This window comes from Methylosinus sp. sav-2 (assembly GCF_004366495.1).
GTDB lineage: Bacteria > Pseudomonadota > Alphaproteobacteria > Rhizobiales > Beijerinckiaceae > Methylosinus.
Genome location: NZ_SOEJ01000014.1, coordinates 38,661 through 61,640 on the forward strand (window position 1 = coordinate 38,661; position 22,980 = coordinate 61,640).

A 22,980-nucleotide genomic window follows, 5' to 3' on the forward strand; every position below is an offset into this window, starting at 1 on the left:
ACCCCGGCCTTTTGCTCGAGATTAGTCCTTTGGGGCGCGAGGCGCAAAAGCGCAAGACCGTCGGGCGGCGGAGTGGCCCGATTGTCGCGCCGCGACGGCCGGGTCAATGGCCGAGATAGAGCAATTCGTTAACGCGCCTTTTGCAAATATCGGATGTGGCGGAGCTTTAGGGACTGCGCATGAAAATCCTCGACAGATCGACCGCCGGCGCTTCGGCGGGCTCCGCCTCGCGACCGGCGCGCGGGCCGCGGCGCGGAGCAGAGGCGGAAGAAAGTGGGGAGGCGTTTTAATAAAACGCGCTGGTTCCGACGACGCCGTGCGTTTTTTTTGCCTCGAGGCTTGGTCGAGAGGCGTGCGCAGGGCAATATTCTTCCTCGATTCTCAATGCTCCTTGGAGCCTTCAATGTCGCTTTTTTATCGTTCTGCGAAGCTTCTCGCCTTCGTCGGCCTGACGTTCGCCGCCATAGAGGCCGCGCCCGCCCTAGCGGCGCCGCCCAGCGTCGCCGGCCGCTATGCGATCCTTCGCGCCGGCGACAAGGACACGGGCTGCATGCTGACGCTCGACGATCGCGCCCATGGGCCGGGCGGCTTCCGCGCCCAGCTGGCGCCGGCCTGCCGCGACCAAGGCGTGGTCATCTTCGATCCGGTGGGCTGGTCCATGGAGCGCGGCCGCCTCGCGCTCACCGCCCGCAAGGGCCATAAGGCGCATTTCGACCTCGAGGCTGATGGGCTCTGGCGACGCGACGCCAAGGAAGGCAAGGCGCTGTCGCTGCGCCGGCTCTGACGAAAAAAAGGCCCCCCGGAGGGGAGTCCGGGAGGCCTATACTCGCCGTCGCGCGAGAGGGGGCGGGGAGGCGGCGGCGGGCATCGGCGCCCCTGGCTGACCGGGCGCCGAATTCTGTTAATTCGCCGAATCTCTATTCGATCGCGTCAGTTGCAGACTTGCACGCGGCGATAGGCGACGACATTGCCCCAGTCGTCGAGGACGGGCTGATTGGCCGGATAGCAGCCGCCATAGCCATAGCCGCTGTAGCCGTAATAGGGCTGCGAGGCGGCGCCCGCGATCGCGCCGACCGCCAGAGCGCCGAGCACGCCGGCTGCGACCGGAGCGCCCCAGCCGTAGCCGCGATGGCCGCCGCGCCAGCCATAGCCGGCGTATCCGGGACGGCCCCAGCCGCCGCCATGGCCCCAGCCTCCGCCGTGGCCCCAACCGCCGTGATGGCCCCAGCCGTCGGCGAGAGCCGGAGTGGCGGCGCCGATGGTCGTCGCAGCAACGACGCCGGCGACCGCGAGTGCGGCGATTTTTGTGATCCTCGCGCCCATGGACGCTCTCCTTCGCTTCATTCGGCCGCGCCGAGCGCCGGCCGGAAATTCCTGATGACGAAGCAAAGGTTAATGCGGCGAAGCTGAACGGCGTATGGCCGCTTCGTTCATCTGGCCTTCAGGAAAGCGTCGAGAAAACGAATCAGTCGACGCGCTTCCAGCCGTCCATGCCCAGCCGCTCCTGCGGCAGGAAGCGGGCCTTATAGGCCATTTTGCGGGAACCATCGACCCAATAGCCGAGATAGAGATGCGGCAGCGCGGCGCGGCGCACCCGCTCCACATGGTCGAGAATCATGAAGGCGCCGAGCGAGCGCTCGTCCATCGAAGGATCGTAGAAGGAATAGACCATCGACAGGCCGTCGGCGAGATAATCGGTGAGGCAGCAGGCGACCAGCCGGCCCGGTCCGCCATTCTCGGCCGGCATGCGATATTCGATCAGCCGCGTCTCGACGTGGCTGTCCTCGACCATCATCTGATAGTCGACCATGCTCATATCGGCCATGCCGCCGTCATTGTGCCGCGCGCCCACATAGGCGCGGAACAGCGCATATTGCTCGCTCGCCGCATGGGGGCGGCGGGCCTCGGCGAAGAGATCCGCGTTGCGCCGCGCCACCCGGCGCAAACCTTTGGATTGCTGGAACTCTTCGACCTTCACGCGCACCGAGACACAGGATCGGCAGGTCTCGCAGGCCGGCCGATAGGCGATGGTCTGCGAGCGGCGGAAGCCCGATTGCGTCAAAGTGTCGTTGAGCGCCGGCGCGCGCCGGCCGATCAAATGGGTAAACACCTTGCGCTCGTCGCGCCCCGGGAGATAGGGGCACGGCGCCGGCGAGGTGAGATAGAATTGCGGCGCGTCGCGGGGCTCTCTCGTCACGCTGTCTGGTCCTGTCGCCGAATTCGATATACCGCACGCTCCGACGCCTTCCAGCGCGGACAGACCGCGATATTAGAATCGACGCCCGCGGCGCGCCAAGAATTTTTGCCCGCGGCGCGCCAAGAATTTTTCGCGTCCCGGCCTCAATCCGCCCGCCGCAAGACGATGACATCGGCCAGAATGTCGTGCAGGCAACGCTTGTCCGAGGTGATGAAGGTGACGAGCAGCAGCGGCGGGAACAGCCAGCTCACATAAAAGAGCACGCCCTGGACGGCCGCGTTGAGGAAGGGCGCCGGAGCGCCATCGGCGAGCCGCACCTCGAGGTCCATGGCGCGCATTCCCGGCGTCGCCCGCCGCCAGCCGGAGACGGTGAGGCCGTTGTAGAAGAAGGCGACCACCGGAAACAGCGGCGGCAGCAGAAAGGCCGAGAGGCCGAAGCTCAGCACCAGCAATCCGAGCCACAGACCCGCCGACAGCAGCGCCACGACAAAAAAATCGAGGCAGAGGGCGAGAATGCGGCGCGTGCGCACGCCGGCGAGCGCTTCCCGCGGCGGCAGGCCCGGCGAGACCGGATAGAGGCGGCCGTCGCCGCCGGCGTCGTACATTTGCGTATCCTCTCCCCTTTTGCGGGTTTTGCGGGCTTGATGTCGGGGACGAGGGGGCGGGCGTCAAGCTCGGACGGGAGGAAAGCGGGGATTATTTCCGAGCGCGCTTGACGGCGAGGTCTGCGGCTTGGCATGCCTCGCCTTCGTCCTGGACATGGACGCCTGGATTGGACGCCGCGCGGCTCCCCCCAGAGCGCCGAAGTTCCCCCGAGCCCTTTAGGAGAAGATCATGGCCAGCAACAGGGTCGCCGCCCGAGAGATGGAGGCCAGCGCCGGGATCGATCCGACCGGCGAAGTGAATGGGGGGCATTTGCGCTCCTTCATCGAGCGCATAGAGCGGCTCGAGGAGGAGAAGCGCGCCATCTCCGACGATATCAAGGACGTCTATGGCGAGGCCAAAAGCACCGGCTTCGATCCCAAAATCATGCGCAAGATCGTCTCGCTGCGCCGCCAGGACAAGCATAAGCGGGCGGAAGAGGAAGAGATTCTCGAGCTCTATATGGCCGCGCTGGGCGATTGAGCCCTCAGTCTCGAGCTTCGCTGGTAAGCCTCCGTTAACCATAACTCCTTAACGCTCGTTTCCATCGCGCCCGCTTCGACCGGGCGTCCGCGCGAGGGAACGAGTGGCTTCCGCCAAGTTTCAGAGCCGCGCCGCGGCAACGACGCTGATCGCCCTGTCGCTGGCTGCGCCGGCGGCGGTGGCCCCGTCGCGTCCGGCCGCCGGCCAGACGCTCTCGCCCTCCTCGCTCGATATCACCCCGCTGCGCGATCTGCCGACGGTCCCCTCCATTCCGGGGCTGGGCGCCGCGCCGCCCTCGGTCTCACAGCCGATGACGCAGGAGCGCCGGGCCGCGCCGGAACTCTCCTCCGGCGCGCCGAACTACGGTCTGCCGCGCGTGCGCGCCCGCCTGCCCAGGCCCAATCCGCCGCCGGCCCCCTTGAAGCCGCCGCCGCTCTCCCCGGCGCATCCGCTGCCGCCGCTCGAGGCCTATAAGACCTCGGTCCAGGCCAAGGCCAAGATCAAGCGCCAGGCCAAGCTGCGCATGCGCGGCTTCCGCGGCGCGCTGGACCTGCCGGCCGAGCGGCCGCCGCCGCCCAATGTCGCGCTTCCGGCGCAGATTCCGGCGAAGCCGAAGCTGCGCATCGACGCCAATCCTTATGCGCCGCTCGGCCTCGGCGTCGGCTCGCTGCGCCTCTACCCCTATGCCGAGCCGACCTATGGCTATGACACCAACCCGAATCGCCTGACCTCCGGCTACCAGGGCTCGAAATTTTTCCGCGTCGACGCCGGCCTGCGCTTGCGCTCGGAATGGAGCCGCGACGAGATTCAGGGGAATCTGCGGCTCGGCTATGTGGATTATTTCAGCGTCGACAACGCCGATCGGCCCGATGGCGTCGGCGATGCCTTCTATCGTTGGGACGTCGCGCGCGACACCAAGGTGAAATTCGAGGGCAAGTTCACGCTCGATTCGCAGCGCCCGGGCGCGCCGGGCCTCGTCACCAGCCTGCCCAATGTCACGGTCGTCAATCGGCCGCTCATCGTCTCGCTGGGCACGGCGGCCGGCGTGACGCAGAGCTTCGGCCGGCTGGATGTGACGATGCGCGGAACCTTCGACCGCTGGATATTCCAGAACGCCTATTACAATGACGGCTCGACGCTCAATCTGATGAGCACGAGCTATAATGATCCGGGCATCAATCCGCGCATCTCCTATGAGCTCACCCCGTCGATGAAGCCCTATGTCGAGGCGACGCTCGACAAGCGCGTCCATGACAGCTGGCTCGACCCTTATGGCTATGCGCGCGACAGCACCGGCGTCTCCGGCCGCGCCGGCAGCACGTTCAAGATCACCGATCTCGTCACCGGCGAGGCCTCGGGCGGCTATGCGCAGCGCGACTATGCCGATCCGCGCCTGCCGCGCTTGCGCGGGCCGATCATCGACGCCGCCATCATCTATACGGCGACGCCGCTCACCACGATCACGCTGCGCGCCGGAACGACGCTCTCCGAGACGACGCTGCAAGGGGCGGCGGGCGTGCTCTCGCGCAATGTCACCTTCGATGTGACGCATGCGATGTTCCGCAATTTCACCATCACCGCCACCGGCAGCTATCAGACCAATAATTACCAGGGCGCGGATACGTTCGAGCAGGTCGGCACGGCGGGCGTGAAGCTCGAATACAAGCTCACCCGCTCCATCTCTATCAAAGGCAGCTATTTCTGGCAGCGCCTCGTCAGCTCGACAGCCAATTCCAATTTCACCGCCAATGTCATCATGGGCGGGCTTCGCTTCGAGCCGTAGAGCGCTTTCCGATCGAACGGAATCGTTCGATCGATCAGAATTCGCTCCCAATAGAGAAATGAGAGCGTTATCCGATCCGATTGGATCGGATAACGCTCTCGCGGCGCTCTTGCTCGGCCCATTTCACGCGGCCGACCTCGAGGCCCCAGACGGCGCCGAGATAGATGAAGAAATAGCGCCAATGGTCGATGTCGATCTGCAGCGCCTGCAGAAAGAACACGAACATCGCCGACCAGATGAGCTGCCCGTGCCGCAGATAGGGCGAGCGCGTCAGCGACAGGCGGAAGCCGACGAAGGTCGTCGTCAGCACGAGGCCGAGAAAGGCGAAGCCGCCGAGCCAGCCATTGGAGGCGAAAGCGTTGATGTAGCTATTGTGCGGCTCCAGCCCGAAGATGAGGCGAAAGCGCAGCGGCCCCATGCCGTTGGGCCGCTCTACCAGCATGGGCAGCGAGCGTTTCTGATTGCCGAAGCGGCCCGTCGGGCCTTCGTCATAATCCTGCGTCGCCGAGGCGCGCTTGAAGAAGAACTCGCGCACCGAGGGCTCGGTGAGCGCCGCGCCGACGCCCACCACGACCACGCCGACGACGGCGAGCGCCATGAAGCCGATGCGCATGCGCATCTTGCGCGAATCGGCGGTCATCACCGACATGATCGTCATCAGCGCGATGGACACCACCGCCGCGCCCCAGGAGCCGCGCGAGAAGGAGGTGAACAGCGCCGCGCCCGAGAGCGCAAGGCCGGCGAGCGTCACCGGCCAATAGGCCCAGCGGCCGAGCAGCAGGCGCTGCACGAAATAGAGCACGCCCGGCACCATATAGGAGCCGAGCACGTTGGGATCCTTGAAGGGCGCCATGGCGCGGCCGTCGAGCGTCATCGTCAACGGATTGCCGAACAGGCCGGCCCAGGAGCCGACAGCGATGACGGCCGCGAGCATGCAGCTCGCCGCATAGCCGCTCATGCAGAGATCGAAGCGCTTCGACGTGTTCTCCGAGAAGAACAGCATATAGAAGACGCCGGTCGTCGAGATGAACAGCGTATGCGTCATGAACTCGACGGGATCGGGCTCGTTCCAATAGGGAATGAGCGAGATGTAGCCGCCGAGCGCCCATAGCACGAGCAGGGCGACGCCCGGCAGAACGGCGCGATGAACGCGCACGCCGCCCAGCACCCAGACGATGAGCGTCAGCAGAATGAGCCCGTCATAGGGCGAGGGCTCGATGAACACCACCGAGCCGGAAAAGGCGGTGATCCAGAACAGCGCGTTGAGCAGCCGCGGATAGTTCAGAGTCCAGCGAGGCTGTGGCGCGGCCGCCGCGGCCTCGGTCATCGCTTGTCCCATATCGGAACGATCCAGGATGTCGCGCGCCTTGGGGCGCGACGCGCGCGAGGTGAGGACGGCGCCTTGTGAATTTGCTAGCCTCGTCATGGTTAAGAAAGCGTGACCTGAACTTGATAGCGAAGCGACATCATGCGCCCTTGCCGGCCCGCGATGAAACAGCTTCGCTTCTTCCGCTCCCCGCCCGAATCGGGAATTTGCAAGAGATGAACCAGCGATTTTCGGCGACGCGCCTCCTGCATGAGAAGCAGCTCGACGGCGCGCTGCTACGCGCCGCGGAGGCCGAGGGCGAGGCGGTTCTCGTTTCCCTGCACAGCTCGCGCGCGGGGTTGAACGTGCGCGAGGCGGCGCATCGGCTGCGGCGCGTCGGGCTCAACCGCATCGCGCATGAGCGGCGCCCGAGCGTGATGCGCGAGATCGCCGGCAGGGCGAAGAATCCGCTCAACGCGCTGCTGCTCGCCCTCGCCGTCGCCTCTTACGCGCTCGGCGATCTGCGCGCTTCGGTCGTCATCGCCGCAATGGTGGTGCTGAGCGTCGGCCTCGCCTTCTTCCAGGAGCATCGCTCCAACGAGGCCGCCGCGCGCTTGCAGGCGATGGTGCGCACGCATGCTTCCGTGCGAAGGCCGGGCGCGCATACGGCGGATAATTTCGTCGAGGAGCCGATCGAACGGCTCGCGCCCGGCGACATCGTGCGCCTCTCCGCCGGCGACATGATTCCCGCCGATCTGCGCCTGCTGGAGGCCAAGGACCTTTTCGTCAATCAATCGGCGCTGACCGGCGAATCCATGCCGGTGGAGAAATTCGCGCATGCCGCGCCGGCGAGCGATCCTTTCGCCGCGCAAAATCTCGCGCTGATGGGCGCGAATGTTGTCAGCGGCTATGCGACGGCAATCGTCATCGAGACGGGACGGCGCACATGCCTCGGCGCGCTCGCCGACAAAATGGCCGGCGCGCGCGTCGAGACGAGCTTCGACAAGGGGCTGACGCGCTTCACTCTGCTGATGGTCTTCTTCATGGCGGTGATGGCGCCGGCGGTGTTCGTCATCAATGGCGTCACCAAGGGCGACTGGCTGGAGGCGCTGCTCTTCGCCGTCTCCGTCGCCGTGGGCCTCACGCCCGAAATGCTGCCGATGATCGTGACGGTCAATCTCGCCAAGGGCGCGATCGCCATTGCCAGCAAGAAAGTGATCGTGAAGCGGCTCAACTCCATCCAGAATTTCGGCGCGATGGATGTGCTCTGCACCGACAAGACCGGAACGCTGACGCAGGACCGCATCATATTGAAGCGACATCTCGACATATTCGGCGAGGAGTCGGATCGCGTTCTCGAATTCGCCTTTCTCAACAGCCATTTTCAATCGGGCTTGAAGAATTTGCTCGATCGCGCCGTGCTCGACCATCACGAATTGGCGACCGCGCTGCGACCCGATCATCAATTCGAGAAGATCGACGAAATTCCCTTCGATTTCGAGCGGCGCCGCCTTTCCGTCGTCGTGCGCCGCGATGACGGACCGCATTTGCTCATCTGCAAAGGCGCGGTGGAGGAGCTGTTCGCCATTTCGGCGCGCTATGAGACGGAGAAAGACTGCGGCGCGCTCGATCCGTCGCATCTCGAGGCGGCGCAGCGCGAGACGGAGGAGCTGAACGCCGACGGTTTCCGCGTCGTCGCCGTCGCCTATAAGGAGCTGCCGCCGGAGCAGACGAGCTTTTCGGTCGCCGACGAGACCGCGCTGACGTTGCTCGGCTATATCGCTTTTCTCGATCCGCCCAAGGAGAGCGCGGCGCCGGCCATAGCGGCGCTCGCCAAAGCCGGCGTCGCGGTGAAGATCTTGACCGGCGATAATGACATTGTGACGCGCAAGATCTGCAAGGATGTGGGGCTCGAGGTCGGACGCATCGCGCTCGGGTCCGAGATAGAGTCGATGAGTGATGAAGACTTGTCGACGCTGGCGGCGGAGGCAAGCGTTTTAGCCAAGCTGTCGCCGCCGCAAAAGGCGCGGGTCATTGATGCGTTGCATCGCAAGGGCCATGTCGTCGGCTATCTCGGCGACGGCATCAATGACGGGCCGGCGCTGAAGGCGGCCGATGTCGGCATTTCCGTCGACACGGCGGTCGACGTCGCCAAGGAGACGGCCGATATCATTTTGCTCGAGAAGAGCCTCGCCGTGCTCGGCGATGGCGTGCTCGAGGGCCGCAAAGTGTTCGCCAACATCAACAAATATATCAAGATGGGCGCGAGCTCGAACTTCGGCAATATGTTCAGCGTGCTCGGCGCGAGCGTGTTCCTGCCCTTTTTGCCGATGACGCCGATTCAGGTGCTCACCAATAATCTGCTCTATGATTTTTCGCAGACGGCGATCCCGACCGATAATGTCGACGCCGAATATCTCGAGCGGCCGCGCCGCTGGGACATAGACAATATCGCCAAATTCGTGCTCTGCGTCGGGCCGATCAGCTCGATCTTCGATTATGCGACTTTCGCGCTGATGATCTACGGCTTCGGCGCCTTGGCCGATCCGGCGCTGTTCCAGAGCGGCTGGTTCGTCGAATCGCTGCTGACGCAGACGCTCATCATCCACATCATCCGCACAGCGCGGATTCCCTTCATCGAGAGCCGCGCGAGCAATGCGCTGCTGCTGACGACGCTCGTCGTCTGCCTCATCGGCGCGGCGCTTCCCTTTTCGCCGATCGCCGGCGTCTTCGGCTTCACGCCGCTGCCGCCGCTCTATTGGCCGGCGATTTTCTCATTCCTGATCTGCTATTCGGTGCTGGCGCATTTGGTGAAGAGCTGGTTCGTGAAGAAATGGGGAATGTGATGAGCGCGAAGTCATTTGCGAAATCTCGGTGCGCGACTCCTTCTCCCGCTCGCGGGAGAAGGCGGCCCGACGTAGTCGGGTCGGATGAGGGCTCGCTGCGAATGACAGCGAAAATGACGAGTAATCCGAATGCGGTCGTGAGCCCTCATCCGACCCTCGCTGACGCGAGGGCCACCTTCTCCCACAAGTGGGAGAAGGGGCGCGCGTTCTGCGAGATTTCGGGAGCCCTCGGATCATGACATTCGGCGCGCAGGAAGAGACCGTCCGCTTTCTCATGGCGCAGGGCGAGGACGCGCGGACGATCGTAACGCACATCTCGATCGTCGTGCTGACGAAGGAGCGCGTCTATAAGCTCAAGCGCGACGTCGTCTTCCCCTATCTCGATTTTCATACGCCGCAGATTCGCTCGGCGATGTGCGAGCGCGAATACGCGCTCAACCGCCGCACGGCGCCGCAGCTCTATCTCGCCGTGCGCCGCATCACGCGCGGGGGCGATGGCGCGCTGTGTTTCGACGGCGACGGCGCGCTCGTCGACGCCGTCGTCGAGATGCGGCGCTTCGAGGAGGCGAACCTCCTCGACAATCTCGCCGTCGCCGGCCGTCTCTCTGCGCCGCTCGTCGAGCGTCTCGCCGAGCGCATCGCGCAATTTCACGATGGCGCGGAAGTGATCGAGGGGCGCGGCGGCGCGGCGGTCATGGCCTCGCTGCTCGATCTCGGCGAGGCGTGCTCGCTCGCCAAATCGCCTGTCGTCTCGGCGCAGGAACGGCGCGCGCTCGCCGATGAGCTGCGCGCGGCGGCGCAAACGCATGGCGCGCTGCTCGATCGCAGGCGCGATATGGGTAAGGTGCGCCGCTGTCACGGCGATCTCACTTTGCGCAACATCTGCCTCGTCGACGGCGAGCCGACGCCTTTCGATTGCATCGAATTTTCCGACGCGCTGGCGACGATCGATGTCCTCTACGATCTCGCCTTTCTGCTGATGGATCTACGCCGGCGCGGGCTGGATGCGCTCGCGGCTTTCGCGCTCAATCGTTATCTCGATCATCGCGACGAGGCGGAGGGGCTGCCGCTGCTGCCCTTCTTCATGGCTCTGCGCGCCGCGATCCGCGCCGATGTCGCCGCCGCGCGCGCTCTCGACGCGGACGCCGATCATGCTGCCCTGAACGAGGAGACGCGCGATTATTTCGATCTCTCGCGCGCGCTGCTACGTCCCGCGACGCCGCGCATCGTCGCGATCGGCGGGCTCAGCGGCTCGGGCAAGTCCAGCGTCGCGGCGGCGCTGGCTCCGCTCGTCGGCGCCGCGCCCGGCGCGCGAACGCTCAACAGCGATCGATTGCGAAAAAAGCTGTTCGGCGTCGCGCCCACATCGCCGCTGCCGCAGGAGGCTTATACAGCGGCCGTTTCCGCGCAGGTCTATGAGGCGATGCAGAATGAGGCGTCGCGCGTCGCCTCTTTCGGCTGGTGCGTCATCGTCGACGCCGTTTATGCGCGCGAGAGCGAGCGCGATGCGCTCGAGGAGGCGGCGAAGCGCGTGGGCGTTCCTTTCGCGGGCTTTTGGCTCGAGGCGGATGGGCCGCTTCGCGTGTCCCGCGTCGGCGCGCGGCAGGGCGATGTGTCGGATGCGACGCAGGAGATAGCGGCGCGGCAGCGCAATTATGATCTCGGCGAGATGCGATGGACGCGAGTCGATGCTACGCACGAGGTGGGTGTGATCGCGCAGGAGATCGCCGCGCGACAGCCCTCTCTGCAGCCCTCTCCCGCTTTGCAGGAGAAGGAGTAGGCCTCACGGAATCAGCACCGCCGCGCCTTGCAGACGCCCCTCGCGCAAATCCGCGAGCGCTTCATTGGCCGCAGTCAGCGGATAGCGCACGACATGCGTGTCGATTCCAATCTGCGGCGCGAGCGCCAGAAATTCGCGCGCGTCCTCGCGCGTGAGATTGGCGACGGAGACCAGCCGGCGCTCCTCCCACAGCAGCGAATAGGGAAAAGCGGGAATGTCGCTCATGTGAATGCCGCCGCAGACGACGATTCCGCCTTTGCGCACCGCTGCGAGCGCGCGCGGAACCAGCGCGCCGACGGGCGCGAAGATGATCGCGGCGTCGAGCTTTTCCGGCGGCGTGTCGTCGGAGCCGCCGGCCCAGACGGCGCCGAGCGAGAGCGCGAAATCGCGCGCCGCCACATCGCCGGGGCGCACGAAGGCGAAGATGCGCCGCCCCTGCGCGATCGCGACTTGCGCGACGATATGCGCCGCGGCGCCGAAGCCGTAAATGCCGATATCGCGCGCGTCGCCGGTCATCTTCAGCGAGCGCCAGCCGATGAGCCCGGCGCAGAGCAGCGGCGCCAGAGCCGCCGCATCGCCATCGGACGGCATCGGGAAGCAATAGGAAGCGTCGGCGACCGTATGCGTGGCGTAGCCGCCGTCGCGCGTGTAGCCGGTGAAGAGCGGATCGTCGCAGAGATTCTCGCGGCCGCTGGAGCAATAGGGGCAGCAGCCGCAAGTGCGGCCGAGCCAGGGGACGCCGACTCGCTCTCCAACAGCGAAGCCCGTGACGCCGGCGCCGATCGCCGCCACGCGGCCGACGATCTCATGGCCAGGAACGATCGGCAGTTTCGGATGCTCGAGCTCGCCGTCGACGACATGGAGATCGGTGCGGCAGACGCCGCAGGCCTCGACCTCGAGCAGCAATTCGCCGGGGCCGGGGCGGGGCAGGGGGCGGCGCTCGGCTTCCAGCGGCGTTCCCGGCCGCCGCAGGACCATGGCGGTTGTTTCCGTCATGCGCCGGCGATCCTCTTGGAGAAGAACATGCGGCTATGGCCGGGCGGAAAATCGGCGATCTCGCCGAAGCGGGTGAAGCCGAAGCGCTCATAGAGCGCCGCCGCGCGCGGATCGAAGCTGTCGATATAGAGGCCGAGGCAGGCGCGCGCACGGGCTTCCGCCTCCGCGCGGCGCAGCAGGGCGGTCCCGAGACCTATGCCGCGACGCTCCGGCGCGACCCATAAGTGCCTTATATAGAGCCAGCGCCAGTGCGAGACGCCGTTGAGCCCGCCGATCAGCGCGCCCTTCTCGTCATGGGCGACGATGGAGAAGGGCGCCTCGTCGCGGGGGCGGAAGCTCGCGGCGATCTCGCCGCCGAGCGCCGCCGCGACGGCCGGGCTCTCGCGGGCGAGATCGTGGAAGACGACGGAAAGCGTCTCCGCGGCGGCCGAATTGTTTTGGAGAGGAGTTTTGTCGGTCATGGGCCATCCCCCGCGAAGGAACGCGGCGCTTTTATTCTGGGCGCTCGCCGCTCTCGCCGCAATCGCGCCGCGCGCCGAGGCGCGCGAGACGGCGCGCCGTCTCGCGGATTATCGGCCTGTCTTTCTCGAATGCCATGGGCCGGCGGGCGAGAAGCGCCTCGCCATTCGCCGCATGCGGCTCGACGGCGAGGCGGTCGCGCTGACGGTCGATCCGGCGACGCTGGAGACGAGTCTTGAGGTGGAGAGCGTTTGGCGCTGCCGGGAGACGACCGAGGCGGAGCAGAAGGACACGCGCTTTTTGCGCGCCTTGCGGCCGCGGACGGGCGATCCCGACGAGCCGCGCCTCGCCGCCGCCGGCCGCAGCCTGTCGATCAGCGCCGGGCTCGGCCATGGGGCGGGGGCGGGCTCTTTTCTCACCGGCGATCTCTGCCCGAGCCGGCGGCCGCTCGACCGTGACTTTCTACGCCGCCTGGCCGAGCTCGCCCCCGGCGCGCCGGTCGCGCTGTCCGTGTCGGGGCTCTGGATCGAGCGCCATGGGGCGGATTTCGACTGGCTGATGGCCGAGGCGGCGAGCGGGACGCTGCGAATCGACTGGGTCGGCCATTCCTACAGCCACCCTTATGTTCCCCGCCTCGCGGATGGACAGAATTATCTGCTGCGGCCGGGCCTCGATCTCGACGCCGAGATTTTCCGGGTGGAGCGGCTGCTGATCGAGCGCGGCGCGACGCCCTCGGCGTTTTTCCGCTTCCCCGGCCTCGTCGCCGACGCGCGGCTGATGGAGGAGCTGCGCCGCCGCCATCTGATCGCGCTCGGCGCGGACGCCTGGCTGGTGCTGTCGCCGCCGCCGCGGGACGGCTCCATCGTGCTGGTGCATCCCAATGGCAATGAGCCGGCCGGGCTGCGGCTGTTCTCGAGACTGTTGGAGCAGGGCCGGCTGCCGCAGCCGTTCCGGCGGATCGAGGAGGCGCCGGAGTGAGCGCGTTTTGCAAAGCCTCTCACGCTTTGTCATAATCGTCGGCAAGGAGACATGCGATGCCTAGCAACCTTTCGCTCGAGCGGGACCTGGAGAGCGCGATCGACCTTCTGGTGTCGAGCGGCCGCTATCGCTCCAAGAGCGAGGTGATCCGCGAAGGAGTCCGGCTGCTCCAAGAGCGCGAAGACCGAATGGCGAAGCTGGACGCCGCGTTGCAGCGCGGCCTCGCCGACGCTCGAGCCGGTCGCACGCGTCCCGCCGACGAGGTGTTCGCCGAGCTTCGCTCGCGCTATGGCGGCCGAGCGGGTCCTCGCCAGGAATGAAGCTCGTCTTCTCGGCCGAGGCGCGCGCCGATCTTCTCCAGATCGGCGATTTTATCGCGCATGACAGCCCCTCGCGGGCGTTCACCTTCGTCGAAGAGCTCGAAGCGCGCTGCCGCGCATTGCCGGCGACGCCTCTGGCCTATCCTCTGCTCGCAGGTCGAGAAGCGAGCGGCATTCGCCGACTGGTCCACGGCAATTATTTGATTTTCTATCAAGTCTTGGACGAGGCGGTGGTTGTCCTGCATGTCCTCTGGGGCGCCAGGGACTATGAGCCGCTGCTGTTTCCAAAGCGCTGATCTCGTCCTCTCGGGTAAGCTTCCCCTTACATTGACAAGGGTTCGGCCGCCTCTTATCTCTCGCCCGTCGTCGCGCCACAGCCGTGAGCGCGAGCGCGCGGCCGCGCCCGCCGACCTTTCGAAAAGAAATTGGCAAATCGAAAGGAACATGTGCGAAAAGGCGGCCTCCGCCGGCTCATCGCCGGAGGCTCATCTAGAAAGGTTTGCGCATGCTCGGCGCTCTCGCCAAGAAGATTTTCGGCTCGGCCAACGACCGCCGGCTCAAGACCTATCAGCCGAAGGTCAAGGCGATCAACGCTTTGGAGCCCGAGCTCGCGGCTTTGTCCGATGAGGCGCTGCGTGGGCGCACCGAAGAGTTCCGCGAACGGCTCGCGAACGGCGCGCGACTCGACGATTTGCTCGTTCCGGCCTTCGCCACCGTCCGCGAGGCGGCCAAGCGCGTGCTCGGCCAGAGGCATTTCGACGTCCAGCTGATCGGCGGCATGGTCCTGCACGAGGGCGCCATCGCCGAGATGCGCACCGGCGAGGGCAAGACGCTGGTGGCGACGCTCGCGGTTTATCTCAACGCGCTGCCCAGCCGCGGCGTCCATGTCGTCACCGTCAACGACTATCTCGCCCGCCGCGACGCCGAATGGATGGGCCGGGTCTATCGCTTCCTCGGCCTCAGCGTCGGCGTCATCGTCCATGATATTTCCGACGAGGACCGCGCCGAAGCCTACGCCAGCGACATCACCTACGGCACCAATAACGAGTTCGGCTTCGACTATCTGCGCGACAATATGAAATATGAGCTGGCGCAAATGGTGCAGCGCCCGCATGTCTACGCCATCGTCGACGAGGTGGATTCGATCCTCATCGACGAGGCGCGCACGCCGCTCATCATCTCTGGCCATTCGGACGACAAATCCGATCTCTACAACGCCATCGACAAGCTGATCCCCAAGCTCGACAAGGAAGATTACGAGCTCGACGAGAAGCAGCGCACCGTCAATCTGACGGAGGCCGGCAATGAGCATATGGAGGAGCTGCTGGCCGAGGCCGGCGTGCTCGCCGACGGCGCGCTCTACGAGGCGCAGAACGTCACGCTCGTTCACCATGTCAATCAAGGCTTGCGCGCGCACAAGCTGTTTCAGCGCGACAAGGATTACATCGTCCGCAAGGGCGAGGTCGTCATCATCGACGAGTTCACCGGCCGCATGATGCCGGGCCGGCGCTATTCGGAAGGGCTGCATCAGGCGCTCGAGGCCAAGGAGCGTCAGGCCGTCCAGCCGGAGAACGTCACCCTCGCCTCCATCACCTTCCAGAATTATTTCCGCCTCTATGAGAAGCTCGCCGGCATGACCGGCACGGCCTCGACGGAGGCCGACGAGTTCGCCGAGATCTACAAGCTCGACGTCATCGAGATTCCGACCAATCGCCCGGTGCAGCGCATCGACGAGGACGACGAGGTCTATCGCACCGGCCGCGAGAAGCTCGACGCCATCGCGCACGAGATCGAGGAGGCGAACGCCAAGATGCAGCCGCTGCTCGTCGGCACGACGTCGATCGAGAAGTCCGAGCAGCTCGCCGAATTCCTGCTCTCCAAGGGCTATAAGCAGATCGACTTCTCCGAGCCGACCAAGGCGCTCGCCAAGCTCTATGAGGCGGCGCGCAGCGGCCAGCCGTCGCGGCAATTCGCCGTGCTCAACGCGCGCTTCCACGAGCAGGAGGCCTATATCGTCGCCGAGGCCGGCGTGCCGGGCGCGATCACCATCGCCACCAACATGGCCGGCCGCGGCACCGACATTCAGCTCGGCGGCAACATAGAGATGCGCGTCTCGCAGGAATGCGCCGGGCTCGAGGGCGCCGCGCTCGAGGCGAAGGAGACGGAAATTCGCGCCGAGGTCTCCGATTTCAAGGAGAAGGCGCTGGCCGCCGGCGGCCTCTACATCATCGGCACGGAGCGCCACGAGAGCCGCCGCATCGACAATCAGCTGCGCGGCCGCTCGGGCCGTCAGGGCGATCCCGGCCGCTCGAAATTCTTCCTGTCGCTGCAAGACGATCTCATGCGCATCTTCGGCTCCGAGCGCATGGAGTCGATGCTGGTGAAGCTCGGCCTGCAGGAGGGCGAGGCGATCGTCCATCCCTGGATCAACAAGGCGTTGGAGAAGGCGCAGCACAAGGTCGAGGCGCGCAACTTCGACATTCGCAAGAACATCCTCAAGTTCGACAATGTCATGAACGACCAGCGCAAGGTGATCTTCGAGCGCCGGCGCGAGATCATGGCGGAGGAGAGCGTCGAGGAGACGGTGAACGAGATGCGCGAGGATGTCGTCGCCGAGCTCGTCACGAAGCACATTCCGCCGAATGCCTATGCCGAGGCCTGGGACGTCGAAGGGCTCGCCGAGGCGGCGCGCGCGCAGCTCAATCTCGATCTGCCGATCGAGGATTGGGCGAAGGAAGAAGGCATCGCCGACGAGGAGATCAAGGAGCGCCTGCTCACCGCGGCGAACCGGTCCTATGCCGAGCGCGTCGAGCGCAACACCGAGCAGCTCTCGCGCATGATCGAGAAGCAGGTGGTGCTGCAGGCGCTCGATCATCTGTGGCGCGATCATCTCGTCGTGCTCGATCATCTCCGTCAGGTGATCGGCTGGCGCGGCCTGGCGCAGCGCGATCCGCTCAACGAATATAAGTCCGAGGCGCTCGAGCTGTTCCGCAGCCTGATGACGCATTGGGACGAGACCGTAGTCTCGCAGCTGATGCGCGTCGAGGTTTCATTCGAGGCGCCGCCGGCCCCGGCCGAATTGCCGCCCATGGAATATGTGCATCCCGATCCGAACGCCGCCGGCGGCGGAGAGAGCGCGCTCGCCGAGCTCAACGCCCGCCTTGCCGCCGCCGATTTTTCGTCGCAGGCGACGAGCGGCGGCGTGGCGGAGGCCGAGGCCGCGCGCGATCCCGCGAACCCCGCGACCTGGGGCAAGGTCGGCCGCAACGAGCCCTGCCCCTGCGGCTCGGGCAAGAAGTTCAAGCACTGCCACGGCGCATTGGTGTGAGAAACGCAATGAGCAGCGGGTGGTGAGCGGCGTAACTCACGCTCGCTCGCCGCTGCTCGTCACTCACGACTGACTACTCTCTCGGAGCATTCCTCGTGTCGAAGATCGATTTCTCCAAGGTCCTCATCGCGCAAGGCGGCGGACCGACCGCCGTCATCAATCAGTCTCTCGTCGGCGCCGTGCTGGAGTCGCGCAAGTTCCGCGCGGTGGATCGCGTCTATGGCGCCTATCACGGCGTGCGCGGCATCGTGAATGAGGATTTCGTCGATCTGACGCAAGAGACGACGCATAATCTCGAGATGGTCGCCTGCACGCCTTCCTCGGCGCTGGGCTCGACGCGCGACAAGCCCGATCTCAAATATTGCCACGAGATCTTCGAGGTGCTGCGCGCGCATGAGATCGGCTGCTTCTTCTATATTGGCGGAAACGACAGCTCCGACACGGTGCGCATCGTTTCCGAGGAAGCCATCAAGGCCGATTATCCGCTGCGCGTCGTGCATATTCCGAAGACGATCGACAATGATCTGATGATCAACGATCACACGCCGGGCTTTCCATCGGCGGCGCGCTGGGTCGCACAGGCCTTCGCCGGCGCCAATCTCGACAATTGGGCGCTGCCCGGCGTCTATATCGCCGTGGTCATGGGCCGCCATGCCGGCTTTCTGACCGCCGCCTCCGCGCTCGGCAAGAAATTCCCGGACGACGGACCGCATCTCATCTATGTGCCCGAGCGCGCCTTCGACACGGAGCGTTTTCTCGCCGACGTCAAAGCGACGATGGACAAATATGGGCGCTGCGTCGTGGCCGTCTCGGAGGGAATCTCCGACGAGAACCATACGCCGATCGCGGTCAAGCTCGCCGAGCAGGTGGAGAAGGACGCGCATGGCAATGTGCATCTGGGCGGCGGCGCTCTCGCCGATATGCTGACCGAGCTCGTCAAGACGAAGCTCGGCTTGAAGCGCGTGCGCGCCGACACTTTCGGCTATGTGCAGCGCAGCTTCGTCGGCTGCGTTTCCGATGTGGATCAGCGCGAGGCGCGCGAGGTCGGCGAGAAGGCGGTGCAGTTCGCGCTATGGGGCGATCGCGACGGCTCCGTGACGATTCACCGCACGGGATTCTACTCTGTGGATTATCGGCTCACGCCGCTCGTGGAGGTCGCCGGCAAGACCAAGGTGATGCCGGCCGAATTTCTGACAGCGGATGGCACGGATGTCACTGACGCCTTCCGGCTTTATCTGCGTCCTCTGCTCGGCTCGGGAATGCCGGACGCGTATAGGCTCCGCTTGAATCCTGTCGCCAAAAAACTGAGAACGTAACGTCTCGAGACTGTCGCACATTCGGCGACACCCTGGGTCAAGAGCTTGATTTCCAGGGAATTTACTATTTAGAAGGGGGAGGCGCCGAGAAAAGGCGCAGGCCCTCTTCCCAAGGCGCGATTCTTGCTTGATTTATATGCGGGCGTCGTGGTTGCATTGCGGGCCGGGACTTATAGACTGGCATCCGCGGTAGACGCCGGAGGCTGGGGGACGGGGGAGAGCGGCGGGCGAAGCCTGTTTGCACCTTTTGTTAGGCCCTCGCTGATATCGAGTGAGGTTGGTTCGATTCGCCACAGCGGGCCGATCGGTCAGGAGACGAGACATGAGCAAGGTCGGCAGCAGCGATTCGAAGAACACGCTCTACTGCTCATTTTGTGGCAAGAGCCAGCATGAGGTGCGCAAGCTCATCGCCGGTCCGACGGTTTTCATCTGCGACGAATGCGTCGAGCTCTGCATGGACATCATCCGCGAGGAGAACAAGTCCATCGTCAAGCAGCGCGACGGCATTCCGACGCCGCGTGAAATCTGCAAGGTCCTCGACGATTATGTGATCGGCCAGGCGCAGGCCAAGCGCGTGCTGTCTGTCGCCGTGCATAATCACTACAAGCGCCTCAACCATGCCGCCAAGCATGGCGACGTCGAGCTGGCGAAATCCAACATTCTGCTCATCGGCCCGACGGGCGTCGGCAAGACGATGCTGGCGCAGACGCTGGCGCGCATCCTCGATGTGCCCTTCACCATGGCCGACGCAACGACGCTCACCGAAGCGGGCTATGTCGGCGAGGATGTCGAGAACATCATCCTCAAGCTGCTGCAGGCCTCCGACTATAATGTCGAGCGCGCGCAGCGCGGCATCGTCTATGTCGACGAGATCGACAAGATCTCGCGCAAATCCGACAACCCGTCGATCACGCGCGATGTGTCGGGCGAGGGCGTGCAGCAGGCGCTGCTGAAGATCATGGAAGGCACCATCGCCTCCGTGCCGCCGCAGGGCGGGCGCAAGCATCCGCAGCAGGAGTTTCTGCAGGTCGACACGACCAACATCCTCTTCATCTGCGGCGGCGCCTTCGCCGGCCTCGAGAAGATCATCTCCTCGCGCGGTCGGGGCACCTCCATCGGCTTCGGCGCCAATGTGCAGGCGCCGGACGAGCGCCGCACGGGCGACATCTTCCGCCATGTGCAGCCGGAGGATCTGCTGAAGTTCGGATTGATTCCGGAATTCGTCGGCCGTCTGCCGGTGATCGCGACGCTCGAGGATCTCGACGAGGAGGCGCTGAAGCGCATCCTCACCGAGCCGAAGAATGCGCTGGTCAAGCAGTATCAACGGCTGTTCGAGATGGAGAGCACCGAGCTCACCTTCCAGGACGAGGCGCTCTCTTCCGTCGCCCGCAAGGCGATCGAGCGTCACACTGGCGCGCGCGGCCTTCGCTCCATCATGGAAGGCATTCTGCTCGACACCATGTTCGAGCTGCCGGGCCTCGAGGGCGTCGAGCAGGTCGTCATCGGCCCCGAGGTGGTCGAGGGCAAGGCGCGTCCGCTCTACATTTATGCAGAGCGCAACGAGAAGAGCGGCGGCGCGAGCGCCTGACGCTTTTTTGGGCGGGGGAGCGCGACTTCTTTCGCAGCCCCCGCCCTTTCTGCCAGATACGTCTGCTTTTCCAGTATCTTGAATCGTTCTGCCGCTAGGCCCATTTGTTGCGTAGTCGCCTTCGACGCCGTTCGTGCGTGAGCGGGTCTCTCGGAAGGCGGATTTCCGCCGGAGCGTCGGGCCTGGAACTTGCAAGCGTCCCTTTAACGTCAGAAGCGTCCCTTTGCGTCAGAGCGTCGCCTCGCCCCGCTTCCCCTGCGGGGAGCGAAACGGAACAGGAAAAAAGATATGACGAACGAAAAGCGCAATTCCATCGTTCCCGGCGCAATCGACAGTTATCCGGTTCTGCCGCTGCGCGACATAGTGGTCTTTCCGCATATGATCGTTCCGCTCTTCGTCGCGCGCGACAAGTCGATCCGCGCGCTGGAAGAGGTGACGAAATCCGAGCGGCTCATTCTGCTCGCGACGCAGAAGAATGCGGGCGACGACGATCCGGCTCCCGACGCGATCTATTCCATCGGCACGCTCGCTTCCGTGCTTCAGCTGCTGAAGCTGCCCGACGGCACTGTCAAAGTGCTGGTGGAAGGCGTCGGCCGCGCCAAGGTGCGCAACTACACGCGCGTCGATGAATATCACGAGGCCGACGCCGAGGCGCTCGGCGACGAGATCGATCAGCCCGTCGAGGTGGAGGCGCTCGGCCGCTCCGTCATCGCCGAGTTCGACTCTTATGTGAAGCTCAACAAGAAGGTCTCGCCGGAGATCGCCGCTGCGGTCACGCAGATCGACGATTTCTCCAAGCTCGCCGACACGGTCGCCTCGCATCTCTCGGTGAAGATCGCCGAGAAGCAGGATGTGCTGGAGACGATCGCCGTCGCCAAGCGCCTGGAGAAATGCCTCGCGCTGATGGAGAGCGAGATCTCCGTGCTGCAGGTGGAGAAGCGCATCCGCACGCGCGTCAAGCGCCAGATGGAGAAGACGCAGCGCGAGTACTATCTCAACGAGCAGATGAAGGCGATCCAGAAGGAGCTGGGCGACGAGGACGGCAAGGACGATCTCGCCGAGCTCGAGGAGCGCATCAAGAACACCAAGCTCTCCAAGGAGGCGCGCGACAAGGCTGTCGCCGAGTTCAAGAAGCTGCGTCAGATGTCGCCCATGTCCGCGGAAGCGACGGTGGTGCGCAATTATCTCGATTGGGTGCTGGCGCTGCCCTGGGGCAAGAAGTCCAAGATCAAGCGCGATCTCGAGGCTGCGCAGGGCGTTCTCGACTCCGATCACTTCGGCCTGGAGAAGGTCAAGGAGCGCATTCTCGAATATCTCGCCGTGCAGAGCCGCGCCAATAAGCTGACCGGCCCGATCCTGTGCCTCGTCGGCCCGCCCGGCGTCGGCAAGACCTCGCTCGGCAAGTCGATCGCCAAGGCCACGGGCCGCGAGTTCGTGCGCATGTCGCTCGGCGGCGTGCGCGATGAGGCGGAGATCCGCGGCCATCGCCGCACCTATATCGGCTCCATGCCCGGCAAGATCATCCAGTCGATGCGCAAGGCGAAGACGTCCAACCCGCTCTTCCTGCTCGACGAGATCGACAAGATGGGCATGGATTTCCGCGGCGATCCGTCGTCCGCTCTGCTCGAGGTGCTCGATCCGGAGCAGAACGCCACTTTCGCGGATCACTATCTCGAGGTCGATTACGACCTGTCCAATGTCATGTTCGTGACGACGTCGAACACGCTGAACATCCCTGCGCCCTTGATGGACCGCATGGAGCTCATCCGTATCGCCGGCTACACGGAGGACGAGAAGGCCGAGATCGCGCGCAAGCATCTCATTCCGAACGCGGTCAAGAAGCATGGCCTCGCCGCCGACGAATGGTCGATCGACGACGAAGCGCTGCTGACGCTGGTGCGCCGCTACACGCGGGAAGCCGGCGTGCGTAATCTCGAGCGCGAACTCTCCAATCTCGCCCGCAAGGCGGTGAAGGAAATCCTGCTGTCCAAGGAAAAGGGCAAGAAGGTCCACGTCACCAATGACAACATCACCGACTATCTCGGCGTCCACAAATATCGCTACGGCGAGGCGGAGCTCGAGGATCAGGTGGGCGTCGTCACCGGCCTCGCCGTCACCGGCGTCGGCGGCGAGCTGCTGACGATCGAAGGCGTGATGATGCCCGGCAAGGGCAAGATGACCGTGACCGGCAATCTGCAGGAGGTGATGAAGGAGTCGATCTCCGCGGCCGCCTCTTATGTGCGCTCCCGCGCTGTCGATTTCGGCATCGAGCCGCCTTTGTTCGACCGCCGCGACATCCATGTGCATGTGCCGGAAGGCGCGACGCCCAAGGACGGCCCCTCGGCCGGCACGGCGATGGCGACGACGATCGTTTCGATCCTCACCGGCATTCCGGTGCGCCGCGACATCGCCATGACCGGCGAGATCACGCTGCGCGGCCGCGTGCTGCCGATCGGCGGCCTGAAGGAGAAGCTGCTCGCGGCGCTGCGCGGCGGCCTCAAGAAGGTGCTGATCCCGGAAGAGAACGCCAAGGATTTGGCCGATATTCCGGACTCGGTGAAGAATGGCCTCGAGGTCGTGCCGGTGTCTCGAATGGACGAGGTGCTCGCCCATGCGCTCGTGCGTCAGCCGACGCCGATCGTCTGGGAGGAGCCCACGGCTCAGATCGCCAAGGCGGTCGTCGAGGACGACGCGGCCGGCGTGCGCGCCCACTGAAGGCTTCGGCCCCTCTGCCTGCGGCTCTGCCGCGGGGGAGGGGCCGCCGCCCTCGGGCTCGGCCGCTCGAAGCCCGGCTTTCCGCAGATTTCCCCATAGTCTCGCTCTCAGGCGTCCGGAATTCCAGGGATTCCGGCGGCGCCTTTTCTTCTAACCCTTGCTTTTGCTGACATTCCGGCACATCACTCCTCTGTGCCGGGTCCGAACGATTCGACGCCGCTCGATTTTCGGCGCTCAGCCCGT

At 65.0% G+C, this 22,980-nt stretch carries 18 protein-coding genes; 12 read left to right on the forward strand and 6 right to left on the reverse strand.

Annotation, left to right across the window (positions count from 1 at the left end; translation table 11 throughout):
- Positions 1 to 403: 403 nt before the first annotated feature.
- A complete protein-coding gene (locus EDE12_RS17945) occupies positions 404 to 784 on the forward strand; it encodes an AprI/Inh family metalloprotease inhibitor (protein WP_026599341.1) in 381 nt (126 codons plus the stop codon).
- A 146-nt stretch (positions 785 to 930) separates the two neighbouring features.
- Here EDE12_RS17945 and EDE12_RS17950 read toward each other — a convergent pair whose 3' ends face one another.
- The 3 genes from EDE12_RS17950 to EDE12_RS17960 form a co-directional block, all read right to left on the reverse strand.
- A complete protein-coding gene (locus EDE12_RS17950; protein WP_024880951.1) occupies positions 931 to 1,323 on the reverse strand; it encodes a hypothetical protein in 393 nt (130 codons plus the stop codon).
- Between the two features lie 142 nt (positions 1,324 to 1,465).
- Entirely contained in the window at positions 1,466 to 2,197 is a 732-nt protein-coding gene (locus EDE12_RS17955; RefSeq protein ID WP_024880950.1) for an arginyltransferase, read from the reverse strand.
- Positions 2,198 to 2,340: 143 nt separating this feature from the next.
- Complete coding sequence (locus EDE12_RS17960) at positions 2,341 to 2,802, reverse strand: RDD family protein (protein ID WP_024880949.1); 462 nt, start codon at positions 2,800 to 2,802, stop codon at positions 2,341 to 2,343.
- A gap of 259 nt (positions 2,803 to 3,061) precedes the next feature.
- Between EDE12_RS17960 and EDE12_RS17965 the strand changes: the two genes are divergently transcribed.
- Both EDE12_RS17965 and EDE12_RS17970 read left to right on the forward strand, forming a co-directional pair.
- On the forward strand, positions 3,062 to 3,322 hold the full coding sequence (locus EDE12_RS17965) for a DUF2312 domain-containing protein (RefSeq protein ID WP_024880948.1): 261 nt from the start codon (positions 3,062 to 3,064) through the stop codon (positions 3,320 to 3,322).
- Positions 3,323 to 3,425: 103 nt separating this feature from the next.
- On the forward strand, positions 3,426 to 5,105 hold the full coding sequence (locus EDE12_RS17970; protein ID WP_134188207.1) for an outer membrane beta-barrel protein: 1,680 nt from the start codon (positions 3,426 to 3,428) through the stop codon (positions 5,103 to 5,105).
- 67 nt (positions 5,106 to 5,172) lie between these two features.
- On the opposite strand, the gene EDE12_RS17975 is transcribed toward EDE12_RS17970, so the two are convergent.
- Positions 5,173 to 6,444, reverse strand: coding sequence for an O-antigen ligase family protein (locus EDE12_RS17975; RefSeq protein WP_245275806.1), 1,272 nt, complete (start codon positions 6,442 to 6,444; stop codon positions 5,173 to 5,175).
- Positions 6,445 to 6,647: 203 nt separating this feature from the next.
- Between EDE12_RS17975 and mgtA the strand changes: the two genes are divergently transcribed.
- Together mgtA and EDE12_RS17985 are read left to right on the forward strand one after the other, a co-directional pair.
- Positions 6,648 to 9,257, forward strand: a complete 2,610-nt coding sequence (gene mgtA, locus EDE12_RS17980) for a magnesium-translocating P-type ATPase (protein ID WP_245275805.1) — start codon at positions 6,648 to 6,650, stop codon at positions 9,255 to 9,257.
- 235 nt (positions 9,258 to 9,492) lie between these two features.
- On the forward strand, positions 9,493 to 11,037 hold the full coding sequence (locus EDE12_RS17985; RefSeq protein ID WP_026599336.1) for an AAA family ATPase: 1,545 nt from the start codon (positions 9,493 to 9,495) through the stop codon (positions 11,035 to 11,037).
- A 3-nt stretch (positions 11,038 to 11,040) separates the two neighbouring features.
- Here EDE12_RS17985 and EDE12_RS17990 read toward each other — a convergent pair whose 3' ends face one another.
- Positions 11,041 to 12,033, reverse strand: a complete 993-nt coding sequence (locus EDE12_RS17990) for a zinc-dependent alcohol dehydrogenase family protein (RefSeq protein WP_024880943.1) — start codon at positions 12,031 to 12,033, stop codon at positions 11,041 to 11,043.
- The gene (locus EDE12_RS17995; protein WP_026599335.1) at positions 12,030 to 12,494 is read right to left on the reverse strand and encodes a GNAT family N-acetyltransferase; all 465 of its coding nucleotides are present in this window, start codon (positions 12,492 to 12,494) and stop codon (positions 12,030 to 12,032) included. The genes EDE12_RS17990 and EDE12_RS17995 overlap by 4 nt, the downstream gene beginning before the upstream one ends.
- Here EDE12_RS17995 and EDE12_RS18000 point away from each other — a divergent pair.
- From EDE12_RS18000 to lon, 7 genes are all read left to right on the forward strand, one after another.
- Positions 12,493 to 13,470: a polysaccharide deacetylase gene (locus tag EDE12_RS18000; RefSeq protein WP_026599334.1), complete on the forward strand. Its 978-nt coding sequence runs from the start codon at positions 12,493 to 12,495 to the stop codon at positions 13,468 to 13,470. The genes EDE12_RS17995 and EDE12_RS18000 overlap by 2 nt on opposite strands.
- 56 nt (positions 13,471 to 13,526) lie before the next feature.
- Complete coding sequence (locus EDE12_RS18005; protein ID WP_024880940.1) at positions 13,527 to 13,790, forward strand: type II toxin-antitoxin system ParD family antitoxin; 264 nt, start codon at positions 13,527 to 13,529, stop codon at positions 13,788 to 13,790.
- The gene (locus EDE12_RS18010; RefSeq protein WP_026599333.1) at positions 13,787 to 14,086 is read left to right on the forward strand and encodes a type II toxin-antitoxin system RelE/ParE family toxin; all 300 of its coding nucleotides are present in this window, start codon (positions 13,787 to 13,789) and stop codon (positions 14,084 to 14,086) included. The genes EDE12_RS18005 and EDE12_RS18010 overlap by 4 nt, the downstream gene beginning before the upstream one ends.
- 209 nt (positions 14,087 to 14,295) lie before the next feature.
- Positions 14,296 to 17,118 (forward strand): preprotein translocase subunit SecA, encoded by a 2,823-nt coding sequence (gene secA / locus EDE12_RS18015; protein WP_026599332.1) that lies wholly within the window; start codon positions 14,296 to 14,298, stop codon positions 17,116 to 17,118.
- A gap of 95 nt (positions 17,119 to 17,213) precedes the next feature.
- On the forward strand, positions 17,214 to 18,434 hold the full coding sequence (locus EDE12_RS18020; RefSeq protein ID WP_024880937.1) for a 6-phosphofructokinase: 1,221 nt from the start codon (positions 17,214 to 17,216) through the stop codon (positions 18,432 to 18,434).
- A gap of 322 nt (positions 18,435 to 18,756) precedes the next feature.
- On the forward strand, positions 18,757 to 20,022 hold the full coding sequence (gene clpX, locus EDE12_RS18025) for an ATP-dependent Clp protease ATP-binding subunit ClpX (RefSeq protein WP_018266556.1): 1,266 nt from the start codon (positions 18,757 to 18,759) through the stop codon (positions 20,020 to 20,022).
- Between the two features lie 288 nt (positions 20,023 to 20,310).
- The gene (gene lon / locus EDE12_RS18030) at positions 20,311 to 22,737 is read left to right on the forward strand and encodes an endopeptidase La (protein WP_024880936.1); all 2,427 of its coding nucleotides are present in this window, start codon (positions 20,311 to 20,313) and stop codon (positions 22,735 to 22,737) included.
- The last annotated feature ends 243 nt before the right edge of the window (positions 22,738 to 22,980 follow it).